Annotated in this window: 12 protein-coding genes and 1 riboswitch; of the genes, 11 read left to right on the top strand and 1 reads right to left on the bottom strand. The window is 60.9% G+C overall.

Annotated elements, in window-relative coordinates; genetic code table 11:
• Positions 1-87 precede the first annotated feature (87 nt).
• From yghU to CFBP4996_RS17465, 8 genes are all read left to right on the top strand, one after another.
• A complete protein-coding gene (gene yghU / locus CFBP4996_RS17500) occupies positions 88-984 on the top strand; it encodes a glutathione-dependent disulfide-bond oxidoreductase (RefSeq protein WP_080854387.1) in 897 nt (298 codons plus the stop codon).
• Between the two features lie 103 nt (positions 985-1,087).
• Complete coding sequence (locus CFBP4996_RS17495; protein ID WP_003520841.1) at positions 1,088-1,465, top strand: hypothetical protein; 378 nt, start codon at positions 1,088-1,090, stop codon at positions 1,463-1,465.
• A gap of 35 nt (positions 1,466-1,500) precedes the next feature.
• The gene (locus CFBP4996_RS17490) at positions 1,501-2,061 is read left to right on the top strand and encodes an RNA 2'-phosphotransferase (RefSeq protein WP_080854388.1); all 561 of its coding nucleotides are present in this window, start codon (positions 1,501-1,503) and stop codon (positions 2,059-2,061) included.
• A 35-nt stretch (positions 2,062-2,096) separates the two neighbouring features.
• A complete protein-coding gene (locus tag CFBP4996_RS17485; protein WP_003520843.1) occupies positions 2,097-2,495 on the top strand; it encodes a hypothetical protein in 399 nt (132 codons plus the stop codon).
• Positions 2,496-2,499: 4 nt separating this feature from the next.
• On the top strand, positions 2,500-4,503 hold the full coding sequence (locus tag CFBP4996_RS17480) for an acetyl-CoA carboxylase biotin carboxylase subunit (protein WP_080854389.1): 2,004 nt from the start codon (positions 2,500-2,502) through the stop codon (positions 4,501-4,503).
• 133 nt (positions 4,504-4,636) lie between these two features.
• Positions 4,637-6,778 carry a methylmalonyl-CoA mutase gene (gene scpA, locus CFBP4996_RS17475; protein WP_080854390.1) on the top strand — a complete coding sequence of 714 codons (2,142 nt, stop codon included), beginning with the start codon at positions 4,637-4,639 and terminating at the stop codon, positions 6,776-6,778.
• Between the two features lie 13 nt (positions 6,779-6,791).
• Positions 6,792-7,208 (top strand): methylmalonyl-CoA epimerase, encoded by a 417-nt coding sequence (gene mce, locus CFBP4996_RS17470; protein ID WP_080854391.1) that lies wholly within the window; start codon positions 6,792-6,794, stop codon positions 7,206-7,208.
• A gap of 171 nt (positions 7,209-7,379) precedes the next feature.
• The gene (locus CFBP4996_RS17465; RefSeq protein WP_080854392.1) at positions 7,380-8,924 is read left to right on the top strand and encodes a glycerol-3-phosphate dehydrogenase; all 1,545 of its coding nucleotides are present in this window, start codon (positions 7,380-7,382) and stop codon (positions 8,922-8,924) included.
• A gap of 19 nt (positions 8,925-8,943) precedes the next feature.
• On the opposite strand, the gene CFBP4996_RS17460 is transcribed toward CFBP4996_RS17465, so the two are convergent.
• Positions 8,944-10,176, bottom strand: a complete 1,233-nt coding sequence (locus CFBP4996_RS17460) for an ROK family transcriptional regulator (protein ID WP_162936080.1) — start codon at positions 10,174-10,176, stop codon at positions 8,944-8,946.
• A 243-nt stretch (positions 10,177-10,419) separates the two neighbouring features.
• On the opposite strand from CFBP4996_RS17460, the gene xylF reads away from it, so the two are divergent.
• The 3 genes from xylF (at position 10,420) to CFBP4996_RS17445 (ending at position 13,756) form a co-directional block, all read left to right on the top strand.
• Positions 10,420-11,460 (top strand): D-xylose ABC transporter substrate-binding protein, encoded by a 1,041-nt coding sequence (gene xylF / locus CFBP4996_RS17455; protein ID WP_020813430.1) that lies wholly within the window; start codon positions 10,420-10,422, stop codon positions 11,458-11,460.
• Between the two features lie 181 nt (positions 11,461-11,641).
• Positions 11,642-12,955, top strand: a complete 1,314-nt coding sequence (locus CFBP4996_RS17450) for a sugar ABC transporter permease (RefSeq protein WP_080854394.1) — start codon at positions 11,642-11,644, stop codon at positions 12,953-12,955.
• Positions 12,956-12,973: 18 nt separating this feature from the next.
• Positions 12,974-13,756 carry an ATP-binding cassette domain-containing protein gene (locus tag CFBP4996_RS17445; RefSeq protein ID WP_059753655.1) on the top strand — a complete coding sequence of 261 codons (783 nt, stop codon included), beginning with the start codon at positions 12,974-12,976 and terminating at the stop codon, positions 13,754-13,756.
• Between the two features lie 61 nt (positions 13,757-13,817).
• Positions 13,818-14,029, top strand: a riboswitch (cobalamin riboswitch).
• Positions 14,030-14,040 lie beyond the last annotated feature (11 nt).

Genomic DNA, 14,040 nt, shown 5'->3' with positions numbered 1-14,040 from the left:
GAAAAATGCTTCGGCCACCTTACTATATGTTTGTTCAGGCGCCCGGATGTCCGGATGTCCTCCCGAAACGCACAAGGACACATTTTCATGGCCGAGAATTCCTCCGCAGATAATTTCCCCGCCGGATATGAAGTGCCCAAGGTCTGGACCTGGGACAAGGGCAATGGCGGCCAGTTCGCCAATATCAACCGCCCGATTGCCGGTCCCACCCATGAAAAGGAACTGCCGGTCGGCAAGCATCCGCTGCAGCTATATTCGCTGGCGACGCCGAATGGCCAGAAGGTCACCATCATGCTGGAAGAATTGCTGGCCGCCGGCCACAAGGGCGCAGACTATGATGCGTGGCTGATCAAGATCGGCGAAGGTGACCAGTTCGGTTCCGGTTTTGTCGGCGTCAATCCGAATTCCAAGATCCCGGCGCTGATGGATCACTCGACGCCTGAGCCGACGCGCGTTTTCGAAAGCGGCTCGATCCTCGTTTACCTCGCGGAAAAATTCGGCGCCTTCCTGCCGAAAGAGGGCAATGCCCGCACGCAGGCGCTGAACTGGCTGTTCTGGCAGATGGGCTCCGCCCCCTTCCTCGGTGGTGGTTTCGGCCATTTTTATGCCTATGCGCCGGTGAAGATCAAATACGCCATCGACCGCTACGCCATGGAAGTCAAACGCCAGCTCGACGTGCTGGACCGGCATCTGGCCGAGAACCGTTATCTCGCCGGTTCGGAATATACGATCGCCGACATGGCCGTCTGGCCGTGGTACGGCAAGATCGCGCTCGGTCAGGCCTATGGCGATGCCGGTGCGTTCCTTGAAGCCGACGGTTACAGACACGTCATGCGCTGGACGCTCGAAATCGGCGAACGCCCGGCGGTCAAGCGTGGCGTGATCGTCAACAAGACCTCGGGCGATCCGTCCGAACAATTGCATGAACGCCACGATGCCTCCGACTTCGAGACGAAGACGCAGGACAAGATCGGCAGGGCATAATGAAAGATTAGAGCGCCAAAAGCGCTCTAACTATTTGAATTGGCGCATTTCCGGACGTAAAAGCAAGGCAGCTTTTACTGGAAATGTTCTGGAAGGACAAAAGATGGCGAACCTGCCCGAAATGACCAAACACAAGGGATTTCCCTCCGGCATGCCGAGCACGGGTGTCCAGTTCACCATCCGCCGCGCCAACCCCAAAGGGGTAACGCCGATCAAGATGATACCCCGCCGGGCGCGCAACGACACCAAGGAGCATCGCATCGATGCCGCCTTCCTGCACTCGCTCTGGCACCATTTCGGCGCCGAGCCCTTCGAGCGCGGCAATCTCGACGCCGCCCGCCTCAACCTCCTCTTCGGCCGTGAGGTCGTGCCGGCGGAAAAGAATTTCGATCCGCTTTCCTATCAGGCGATGCTGGTGATCGATGAGCGCGTCGCGCGGCAGAACTTCCCGGAATCCTTCGAGAATTTCTTCGAGATTTGAGTGTGCTGTCATCCGCCAACGGGGAATGAAATTCGATGTCGACAGCGACCAGCAAATTTCTGAGTTACGTTCTGCGCCATGCGCCTGAAAGTATCGGCCTGACCCTGGATGCTCAGGGTTGGGCGGATGTCGCAGATCTGTTGGCAAAAGCGAATGCGAGCGGCACGCCGCTCGATGAGGCAGGCCTCTTTTCGGTTGTCGCAGAAAGCGACAAGAAGCGCTTCACGCTGTCGGAAGACGGTCGCCGCATCCGGGCGGCGCAGGGGCACTCCGTTAAGGTCGATCTTGGCCAGCCGCCAGTCGAGCCGCCGCCGCAATTGTTTCACGGTACGGCGACCTGCTTTCTCGATTCCATTCTGCGGGAAGGCTTGCGTCCGGGGGAAAGGCACCAGGTTCATCTTTCCGCTGACCGGAAGACTGCGATTGCCGTCGGACAACGGCACGGAAAGCCCGTGGTCCTGATTGTCGATGCCGGTCGGATGTTTGCGGACGGTTGCAATTTCTACCAAGCCGACAACGGCGTTTGGCTGACGGACGCCGTGCCATTTGCCTATCTGACCCCGTTCGAGGATTCCTCAGCGGAGAGCGACGGGTGACGGGCTGACGTTTGGTAATGGAGGAGGGAGGCGAAATGGGTGTCGGCATATTTCAGATCGATATGGATTGGCTGCATCGCTGGCTAAGGCAGCGGCGTGGTGGCGGTGCCCGTAAGCCCGGTAACCGCAACCTCAAACCCAGAATGACGCCGGAAGCCGCCCGCCTCGATCACCGGCAGATGTTGAGGTTCATGGCGCTCAATGCGGCGGTCGGCGTGCTGATCGGCGTCTGCGTCGGTGCAGCGCTGATCTTTCTCGACATTGGCGGTTTGGGCGCGCGCATCGGCCGCGCCGCCAATCCGGTCGTGCCCGTGCTGCTGGTCGTCATGCCCATCGCATCTCTGTTCGGCGCGGCCGCCACCGCCTCGGCGATCCTGATGATGCCCTATGAAAAGAAATTCCGCGACGACGATGACGATGCGAGGGGAGAATAACCGCATGATCAAGAAAATCCTCATCGCCAATCGCGGCGAGATCGCCTGCCGGGTCATCAAGACGGCGAAGAAGATGGGCATCGCCACGGTCGCGGTCTATTCGGATGCGGATGCCAATGCGCTGCATGTAAGACAAGCGGATGAGGCCGTTCATATCGGCCCGGCCCCCTCATCGCAGTCCTATATCGTCATCGACAAAATCCTCGACGCCATCGAAAAGACCGGGGCGGATGCTGTCCATCCCGGTTACGGCTTCCTGTCGGAAAATGCTGCTTTTGCTGAGGCGCTGGAAAAGGCGGGCGTCGTCTTCATCGGCCCGCCTGTTGGCGCCATCAAGGCCATGGGCGACAAGATCACCTCCAAGAAACTGGCCGCGGAAGCGGGCGTTTCCACCGTCCCCGGCCATATGGGGCTAATCGAGGATGCGGATGAGGCGGTGAGGATCGCGTCGCAGATCGGTTATCCCGTCATGATCAAGGCGTCGGCCGGCGGCGGCGGCAAGGGCATGCGCATCGCTTTCAACGATGCCGAGGCGCGCGAGGGTTTCCAGTCCTCGAAAAACGAGGCGAAATCCTCCTTTGGCGATGACCGCATCTTCATCGAAAAATTCGTCACCCAGCCGCGCCATATTGAAATTCAGGTGCTGGGCGACAAGCACGGCAACACGCTTTATCTGGGTGAACGCGAATGCTCGATCCAGCGGCGTAACCAGAAGGTGATCGAGGAAGCGCCGTCGCCCTTTCTGGATGAAGCGACCCGCAAAGCCATGGGCGAGCAGGCCGTGGCGCTGGCGAGAGCGGTCGGTTACCATTCGGCCGGCACGGTGGAATTCATCGTCGATGGCGAGAGGAATTTCTACTTTCTGGAAATGAACACCCGCCTGCAGGTGGAGCATCCGGTAACGGAACTCATCACCGGTATCGATCTGGTCGAACAGATGATCCGTGTGGCGTCAGGTGAAAAGCTCTCCTTCGGGCAGGCGGATGTGAAGCTGAACGGCTGGGCCATCGAAAGCCGGCTTTATGCCGAAGACCCTTATCGCAACTTCCTGCCCTCCATCGGCAGGCTGACGCGATATCGCCCGCCGCAGGAAGGTGCGCAGGAGAATGGAACGGTCATCCGCAACGATACGGGCGTTTTCGAAGGCGGCGAGATTTCGATGTATTACGATCCGATGATCGCCAAGCTGTGCGCTCTGGGCAAGGATCGTGAAACCGCCATCGACGCCATGGGGCAGGCGCTTGATCGTTTCGAGGTTGAGGGCATCGGCCATAATCTGCCCTTCCTGTCGGCCGTCATGCAGCATGAGCGTTTCCGTGCCGGCCGCCTGACGACGGGTTTTATCGCGGAAGAATTTCCGGAAGGATTTTCCGGCGTGGAGCCGGATGAGGCCACGGCGCGCCAGCTTTCCGCCATCGCCGCCATCATCCATCAGCGGCTGCAGAGCCGCGCGGTGGAAATTTCCGGCACCATCGGCAATCACCGCCGCATCGTCGGTCAGGACTGGGTCGTGTCGTTTGGCGCATCCCGCCACAGGGTCGCCGTTGAAACCGGCACGGATGGTACGGCGGTCCGTTTTGAAGACGGGGCAGCGCTCACCGTCGATACCGGCTGGCTTTCCGGCCAGAGCCTTGGCCTGTTCACGGTAGCGGGTGAGGTTATCGCCGCCAAGGTCGATCTTGCAGGTGCTGCGATCCGCCTGCGCTGGCGCGGCATGGATATGCGTGCCCATGTGCGCAGCCCGCGTGTGGCGGAACTGGCGCTGCTGATGCCGGAAAAATTGCCGCCGGATACATCGAAGCTGCTGCTTTGCCCCATGCCGGGCGTCATCACCGGTATTTCCGTGGGTGAGGGCGACGAGGTGGAGGCCGGGCAGGCGCTGGCGACGGTGGAGGCCATGAAGATGGAAAACATTCTGCGCGCGGAAAAACGCGGCCGCGTTGCCAGAGTGGCGGCAAAACCGGGCGATAGCCTCGCGGTGGATGAAGTCATCCTCGAATTCGAGTGATGGCCGCTGCCGTTTTTCCGGAACGCATGCGGGCCGGGGCGGTTTAAGGGAGCGGGCCTGCGGGCGGATCGTTCGATTTTCGTCACGATCACCCGCCACAGTGCTAAAATGAAATGCAGAAGGGGAGAGATGCATGTCGGGTGAAAAAACGGTGCGGGATTGGCTGCAGCTTGCCGAAAAAGAGCTGAAGCGTTCACCGGACACACTCGTCTGGCACACGCCCGAAGGCATCGAGGTCAAGCCGCTCTATACGGCTGACGATCTGCAGAAGATTTCCCATCTGGACAGCCTGCCGGGCTTTGCGCCATTCACGCGCGGCCCGCGTGCCACCATGTATGCCGGGCGGCCTTGGACCATCCGCCAATATGCCGGTTTTTCCACGGCCGAAGCCTCGAACGCCTTTTACCGCAAGGCGCTCGCCGCCGGTCAGCAGGGCGTTTCCGTGGCCTTCGATCTCGCCACCCATCGTGGTTATGACAGCGATCATCCGCGTGTGGAGGGCGATGTCGGTAAGGCGGGCGTGGCGATCGACAGCGTCGAGGACATGAAAATCCTGTTCGATGGCATCCCGCTCGAAAAAGTCTCGGTGTCGATGACCATGAATGGCGCGGTCATTCCGGTGCTCGCCAGTTTCATCGTTGCGGGGGAAGAGCAGGGGGTGCCTCGCGCCGCCCTTTCCGGCACCATTCAGAACGATATCCTCAAGGAGTTCATGGTCCGCAATACCTATATCTATCCGCCGGAACCCTCGATGCGGATCATTGCCGACATCATCGAATATACGGCGAAGGAGATGCCGAAATTCAACTCCATCTCCATATCCGGCTATCACATGCAGGAAGCGGGTGCGACGCTCGTGCAGGAACTGGCCTTCACGCTGGCGGATGGCCGCGAATATGTGCGGGCGGCGCTGGCCAAGGGGCTGAATGTCGATGATTTCGCCGGGCGCCTGTCGTTCTTTTTCGCCATCGGCATGAATTTCTTCATGGAGGCTGCCAAGCTGCGCGCCGCGCGCCTGCTCTGGTCGCGCATCATGGAGGAGTTCAAGCCGCAGAAGGCCTCGTCGCTGATGCTGCGCACCCATTGCCAGACGTCGGGTGTCTCGCTGCAGGAGCAGGACCCCTATAACAACATCGTCCGCACCGCCTTTGAAGCCATGTCCGCCGTGCTCGGCGGCACGCAGTCGCTGCATACCAATTCCTTCGATGAGGCGATTGCCCTGCCGACGGAATTTTCCGCCCGCATCGCCCGCAATACCCAGCTTATCCTTCAGCACGAAACCGGTGTTACCAAGGTGGTCGATCCGCTGGCCGGCTCCTATTATGTCGAAAGCCTGACGGACGAACTGGCAGAGAAGGCCTGGGCGCTGATCGAGGAGGTCGAGGCGCTTGGCGGCATGACCAAGGCGGTGGCGGAAGGCCTGCCGAAACGGCTGATCGAAGAGGCCGCCACACGCCGGCAGGCAGCAGTGGACAAGGGTGAGGAGGTTATCGTTGGCGTCAACCGTTACCGTCTCGAAAATGAAGAGGATATCGATGTTCTCGATATCGATAACGCCGCCGTGCGGGCCGCGCAAATCCGCCGCATCGAAGAAACGCGCCGCCGCCGCGATGGCAAGGACGTGACCGCCGCTTTGGCAGCGCTTTCCGAGATCGCCCGCAGCGGCAAGGGCAATATTCTCGAAGCCGCGGTTGTTGCCGCCCGCGCCCGCGCCACGGTGGGAGAGATTTCCGATGCGCTGCGTGCGGCCTTCGGCGACCATGCCGCCGTGCCGGAGGTGGTGAGCGATATTTACGGCGAGGCCTATAAGGACGAGCCGGAACTTGCCACGCTCGCCGCCCGGCTTTCCGGTGTGGCTAAGAGGATCGGCACCAAGCCGCGCATCATGGTCGCCAAACTCGGGCAAGACGGGCATGATCGCGGCGCGAAGGTCATCGCCTCCGCCTTCGGCGATATCGGTTTCGATGTGCTGGCCGGCCCCCTGTTCCAGACACCCGTTGAAGCGGCTGATCTCGCCGTCCAGAACAGGGTGCATGTGGTCGGCATGTCGTCGCTCGCCGCCGGCCACAAGACACTTGCGCCACAGCTGGTCGAGGCGCTGAAACAGAAGGGCGCGGACGATATCATCGTCGTCGTCGGCGGCGTCATTCCGCGGCAGGATTATCAGTTCCTGCTCGACCACGGTGTCTCGGCGATTTTCGGCCCCGGCACCAATGTCATGGATGCTGCAAACAAGGTGCTCGACCTGCTCGAAGGCGTCAGGCGCAACGCATGAGGGAAAGACGGCCATGTTCGGAAGATTGAATCACGTCGCCATTGCGGTACCCGATCTTAATGCCGCCGTAGCCCGTTACAGGGCGCTGGGCGCAGATGTCTCGGAACCGCAATCGCTACCCGAACACGGCGTGACGGTGGTTTTCATTCAGACTGAAAATACCAAGATCGAGCTTCTTCACCCGCTCGGCGAAAATTCGCCGATTACCGCTTTTCTCGAGAGAAATCCGGGCGGCGGCACGCACCATCTCTGCTTCGAAGTGCCTGACATTGTCGCGGCGCGCGACGATCTCGTCAAAAAAGGCGTTCGAATTCTGGGTGATGGCGAGCCGAAGATCGGCGCGCATGGCAATCCCGTTCTTTTCCTGCATCCGAAGGATATGGGCGGCGTGCTCTATGAGCTTGAGCAGGTTTCTGAGACACACGGCTGAAACACAGACCCCGTAAGAGGCTGGCCATACGGTGAACGGCGCGCAGCGGCCGTTCGCCTTTGCCGGAACGTGTTTCGTTTGTTTTCTTTTGACATTCGTTTTGTTTTCGTTTTTATGGCAATTGTCTTTCAACGATGGGGACGCGATCCCCGACGCTGTCGTGGAGGCTCTATGTCCGGCGAGAACATTTTCGATCTTTTTGTCATCGGTGGCGGCATCAATGGCTGCGGCATTGCCCGCGATGCCGTGGGCAGGGGTTATTCCGTTGCGCTTGCGGAAAAGGGCGATTTCGCTTCCGGCACCTCTTCCGCCGCCACCAAGCTCATCCATGGTGGCCTGCGTTATCTCGAGCATTACGAGTTTCGTCTGGTGCGCGAAGCGCTGATGGAGCGTGAAATCCTCTGGGCGATGGCGCCGCATGTCATCTGGCCCATGCGTTTCGTCCTGCCCATCCAGAAAGGCGGTGTGCGCCCGGCCTGGATGGTCCGGCTCGGCCTGTTTCTTTATGACAATCTCGGCGGCCGCAAGCTTCTGCCGGCGACCCGCACGCTCGATCTTCGCAAGGACCCGGCGGGCAAGCCGCTGAAGCCGGCTTTCGCCAGGGCTTTCGAATATTCCGACGGCTGGGTGGATGATGCCCGTTTCGTGGTCCTCAACGCGCGCGATGCGGCCAATCGCGGCGCGACGATCATGAACCGCACGCGGGTCGTTTCCGCACGGCGCGAAGGCGGCTTGTGGCTCATCGAGACGCTGGACGAAAAAACCGGACGGGCGGCCACGCACAAGGCACGCATGCTGGTGAATGCCGCCGGTCCCTGGGTGGACAAGGTGCTTTCCGGCGTCTTCGGTCGCAACGACGTGCACAATGTCCGGCTCGTGCAGGGCAGCCATATCATCGTGCGCAAGAAGTTTTCCGATCCGCGCGCCTATTTCTTCCAGAACCCGGATAACCGCATCATCTTCGCCATTCCCTATGAGCGCGATTTTACGCTGATCGGCACCACGGACCGCGATTACAAGGGCGATCCGGCCAGCGTTCGCATCTCCGAGGAGGAGATTTCCTATCTCTGCAACGCGGCCAGCGACTATTTCAGCGAACCGGTCCGGCCGGAAGATATCGTCTGGACCTATTCCGGCGTGCGGCCCCTCTTCGATGACGGTGCATCGAAAGCGCAGGAGGCGACGCGCGATTATGTGCTGAAGGTTGAAGAGACAGAGGGTGAGGCTCCACTCCTCAATATTTTCGGCGGCAAGCTCACCACCTATCGGCGGCTCGCCGAACATGCGCTGGAAAAGATCGGTGCGGCGATTGGTGAAAAGGGCAAGCCGTGGACGGCGGGCTCCCACCTGCCGGGCGGCGATTTCGGCGCTGAGAGATATGAGACGCAGGTGCGCTCGCTCGTCTCCCTTTATCCCTTTCTTGACGGACGCCATGCCGAGCGACTTGTCAGAAACTACGGCACCAAGGCGGCGGAACTGTTGGGCAGCGCCACCGATGTCTCCGGCCTCGGCCGGTATTTCGGCGGCACGCTTTATGAATGCGAGGTGCGCTGGCTGGTTGAGCACGAATGGGCCTGTGCGGCCGAGGACATTCTTTGGCGGCGCACGAAACAGGGCCTGCGCCTGAACAAGGACGAGGCTGCCGGTCTCGACGAGTTCGTGGCTGTGCTGATGGGCGGCGGACAAAAGGCCGAAGCCGTGGCGGAGCGGGCCTGAAAATCCGCCGGTTGCCCCGTCAGCTCCCGGAACTCTTCGCCGGCCTCTCCGGGCCATCGGCGCTCAGAATATAGTCGTCTGCGGCTGAAAGCGCGTGCTCCATATGCCCTTCGAATACCAGCTCCGGCTCGTTGGGCGCTATGGCGATTTTCGGCATGCCGCCGAAACGCACCGCCTGCGATTGCGCCAGACCGTCGCGCAGGCCGCTTTCCAGAAGATCGAAATAGCGGGTGCCGGGGCCGGTGATGAAGACCGGCATATGGCCATGCAGGCTGAAGAGGCGTGAAAGGCCGTTGCCGAGCGCAAGTCCGGCGGTGCGGAAGGCGAACCGCGCCATGCGGGCGCCGGTGCGGGCCGAGGCGGCGATCTTGTCCACCTCGGCGATCGGCACGAATTTCGCCGGTTCCGCCTGCGGCGGAGCTTCGAAAGCAGAGCGCAGGATGGCGTAAAACCCGGAATAGGCCTCGATGCAGCCTTTGGTGCCGCAACGGCACAGTGCGCCGTCGGCCAGATGCAGCATATGGCCGAAATTGGGAGCGCTGACCTCGATTGCGCCGCCCGTCGAGCGGGCGATGCCAAGGCCGATGCTGTGGCCGAGCGACAGGGTGACGAGGGCCTCTGGCGCCGGGTTTTCCCGTGCCTGCTCCCGCATCCAGATGGCTTTTGCGGCCAACAGCGTCTCGTTGTTCAGCGTCACGCGAATGCGGCCGTCCCCGGAAACCAGCCGCTGGAAGTCGATCCTTTCGTCACCGAGAACCGGCGACCAGACAAGCGTTGCCGTGGCCGCATCCACCAGCCCCTTGCTGCTGATCGAGACCTGGAGAATATCGTGCCGGTCGATGCGGGAGCGATCGGCAAGTCTTGCGAGACCGGCGAGGATCGCGCCGCCGAATGTGCCTTTTTCAGCCGCAATCCTCTGTTCGGTGAAGCGGTCCACCAGCTTGCCGGCATAATCGACCAGCGAATATTGCACGCTGTCGGAAGAGATGATGACGATGGCGACGTGGCAGAAAGCGCCGCGCGGGCCGAAGAGAATGCGCGGCCGGCCACGGCCGGCGGTGGCGAGTTGCTCTTTCCGCAGAATGAGCCCGGCCCGCTCAAGCTCGGTGGTGATAGCGGAGACTGTTGCGGAGGCAAGCCCGGTGAAGGACGACATGTCGGTATGGGAAAGGCTGCCGTGCAGGCGCAGCGCCGCCATCACCGACAGGCTGTTTTTCTGGCGCACCAGTTCCGTACTTGCAATGGCGGACATGGGCTGGGGCATGCTCCCTGAACGGCCTTTTTCCTGTCGTGCTGATCCACTCTGATGGCGCATGCCAGAGCGAAGATCAAGGCACCCGGATGCTGCCCGCAGCCGTTGTTGACAGCATGGGGAATCTCTGACATTAATTTTCTCGACTGTCGAGAAAATTGTGAAACCACAGAGACCGGCAGCTTTTTCCGGGCGTTTTTCCTGCATGGAGGTGTGGGGCTTCGCCCTTACCGGGAGGACATCATGAATTCTTTTGCCAAGCTTTTGGCGGGTACAGCCGTACTCGTTTCCCTGCACACTGCCGCCATGGCCGCTGATCTCGTCGTCGGCGTTTCCTGGTCGAATTTCCAGGAAGAACGCTGGAAAACGGATGAGGCGGCCATCAAGGCGGCGCTCGACAAGGCTGGCGCGAAATACATCTCCGCTGATGCGCAATCATCCGCCGCAAAGCAGCTGACCGATGTGGAATCGCTGATCTCGCAGGGCGCCAATGCGCTGATCATCCTGGCGCAGGACAGCGACGCGATTGGCCCGGCCGTTGAAAAGGCCGTTGCCGAGGGCATTCCGGTCGTGGGTTACGACCGTCTGATCGAAAACCAGAACGCCTTCTACATCACCTTCGATAACAAGGAAGTCGGCCGTCTGCAGGCTGCCGAAGTCTTCAAGGTGAAGCCAGAAGGCAATTACGTCTTCATCAAGGGCTCTTCTTCCGACCCGAACGCGGACTTCCTGTTCGCCGGTCAGCAGGAAGTGCTGAAGGCGGCCATTGACGGCGGCAAGATCAAGAATGTCGGCGAAGCCTATACCGATGGCTGGAAGCCGGAAAATGCCCAGAAGAACATGGAACAGTTCCTGACCAAGAATAACAACAAGGTCGATGCGGTCGTCGCCTCGAATGACGGCACGGCCGGCGGTGCAATCGCCGCTCTCGCCGCGCAGGGCATGGCCGGTTCGGTTCCCGTTTCCGGTCAGGATGCCGATTTCGCCGCGCTGAACCGCGTCGCGCTCGGCACGCAGACGGTGTCGGTCTGGAAGGACAGCCGTGAACTCGGCAAGGAAGCGGCCGGTATCGCGCTGGAACTGGCCGGGGGCAAGAAGATGACGGAGATCAAGGGCGTCACGGCCTTTGATGGCGGCCCGAAGAAGGTCACGATGCAGTCGGTCTTCCTGAAGCCGATCGCCATCACCAAGGACAATCTGAACGTCGTCATCGATGCCGGCTGGATCAAGAAGGAAACGGCCTGCCAGGGTGTGAAGGCGGGAACCGTCAAAGCCTGCGATTGATCGACTAGGTCGCGGTTCGGGCGCTGCGCCATGGTTCATGGCGCGGCGCCTTTTAGAGCATTTCCAGGAAAAGTAGGCCCCGGTTTTCCGTTCGGAAATGCGCCAGAACAAAGCGTTGGAGCGTTTTCGCGATTCAGGGAAAAGCGAAAGCGCTCTAAGATGTAAGGAGCACCGGCAGTTCATGGCCGATATGACCCAATCCAATTCCACAACGTCGCAAAAGACGGAAAAAACAGGCTCGATAACGCGCTTCATCAACGCCACCGAGCTGGATACCAGGCTGCTCGGCATGGTCGGCGCGCTTCTTCTGATCTGGATCGGATTTCATATCCTGTCCGGCGGGCTGTTCCTGACGCCGCGAAACCTCTGGAACCTTTCCGTGCAGACCGCGTCCGTGGCCGTCATGGCGACCGGCATGGTGCTCGTCATCGTCACCCGCAACATCGACCTTTCGGTCGGGTCGATCCTCGGTTTTTCCGGCATGATCATGGGTGTCATGCAGGCGGAAATCCTGCCGCAAATCCTCGGCTTCGAACATTGGGCGACATGGATCGTCACGCTTATGGTCGGCATTCTCGTCGGCGGCGCCATCGGCATGTTGCAGGGCTCCATCATCGCCTTCCTGAACGTGCCCTCTTTTATCGTCACGCTTGGCGGTCTGCTGGTCTGGCGCGGCGGCACATGGTTCATCACCAGCGGCCGCACCGTGGCGCCGATGGATTCCACCTTCCGCCTGATGGGCGGCGGCACCAGCGGCTCGATCGGCGCGACATGGAGCTGGATCGCCGCCGTCGTCGCCTGCGTCGCCATCATTGCGGCCATCCTGAATTCCCGCCATCAGCGCCGCCGTTTCGGCTTTCCGTTGCGGCCCGTCTGGGCGGAATATTTTCTGGCCGCGCTCGGCTGCCTTGTCGTTGTCGGTTTCGTGGCGGTGGTCAACAGCTATCCATGGCCGGTCAACATCGCCCGCAACTATGCCGATGCCAATGGCATCGTCTGGCCTGAAGGCGGTCTGTTCATTTCGCACGGCATCGCCATTCCGGTGTTGATGGCGCTTGCGGTCGGTGCGGTCATGACCTTCATCGCCACAAGGCTGCGTTTCGGGCGTTATGTCTTCGCCATCGGCGGCAATCCGGAAGCGGCCGAACTCGCCGGCATCAAGACCCGCTGGGTCACCGTGAAGATCTTCACGCTGATGGGCATTCTGTGCGCCATCGCCGCGGCCATCTCGACCGCCCGCCTCAATGCCGCCACCAATGCGCAGGGCGAGCTCGACGAGCTCTATACCATTGCGGCGGCCGTCATCGGCGGCACTTCGCTTGCCGGCGGTGTCGGAACCATAGCGGGCGCGATGCTCGGCGCGCTCGTCATGCAATCGCTGCAATCCGGCATGGTGCTGGTGGGCATCGATACGCCTTTCCAGCGCATCGTCGTTGGTGTGGTTCTGGTCGTCGCCGTCTGGCTCGACACCATCTACCGCGCCCGCGCCAAGTAAGAACCGAGGAGAACTCCTATGACGGACCAAGTCACGCCCCTCGTGGAAATGCGCAATATTTCCATTTCCTTCGGCGGTATCCATGCGGTGGAAAACGCCTCTGTCGATCTTTTCCCCGGTGAGGTGGTCGCCCTTCTCGGCCACAACGGCGCGGGCAAATCGACGCTTATCAAAATCCTCTCCGGCGCCTATCGGCGCGATGGCGGCGATATTCTCATCAATGGTGAGGATGCCGATATCCGCAATCCCCGCGACGCCAAGAAATACGGTATCGAGACCATCTACCAGACGCTGGCCGTGGCCGACAATGTCGATGCGGCCGCCAATCTTTACCTCGGTCGCGAGCTGAAGACGAAATGGGGCACGCTTGACGATGTCGCCATGGAAGCCTCGGCCCGCGAGGTGATGGGGCGTCTCAACCCCAATTTCCGGCGGTTCAAGGAGCCGGTGAAGGCGTTGTCCGGCGGCCAGCGACAGTCCGTCGCCATTGCCCGCGCCATTCTGTTCGATGCCCGCATCCTCATCATGGACGAGCCGACGGCCGCACTCGGGCCGCAGGAAACGGCGCAGGTGGGCGATCTCGTCAAGGAGCTGAAACGGCAGGGCATCGGCATCTTCCTCATCAGCCACGATATTCACGATGTCTTCGATCTGGCCGACAGGGTCTTCGTGATGAAGAACGGCAAGGTGGTGGGCCATGCCCGCACGCAGGATGTCACCAAGGACGAGGTGCTTGGCATGATCATTCTGGGCAAGGTGCCGGCCGGTGCGGTGCCGGGGCCGGGTGCGGTCGCGCTCTGAACTCAGTGAAATAAAGATATAAAGATTTCTTTATGTCTATTGACATCTTGGCGCCCGTGGTGAGAAATGCGGGTGTCATGGTTCTCCGGGCTTGTTTGTTCGATCCCGGAGCTAAGAGGGAATCCGGTGCGCCGACGATCGGCAAGACCGGAGCTGCCCCCGCAACTGTAAGCGGCGAGCCTTTGTCCAACACGTCACTGGGGTAAACTCCGGGAAGACGGACAAAGGCGACGACCCGTAAGCCAGGAGACCTGCCAGGACAAAATAACGTCCACGGGCGGGGT

This window comes from Agrobacterium leguminum, assembly GCF_005144435.2.
GTDB classification, from domain to species: Bacteria; Pseudomonadota; Alphaproteobacteria; order Rhizobiales; family Rhizobiaceae; genus Agrobacterium; species Agrobacterium leguminum.
This window is presented reverse-complemented; position numbering and strand designations above follow the sequence as displayed.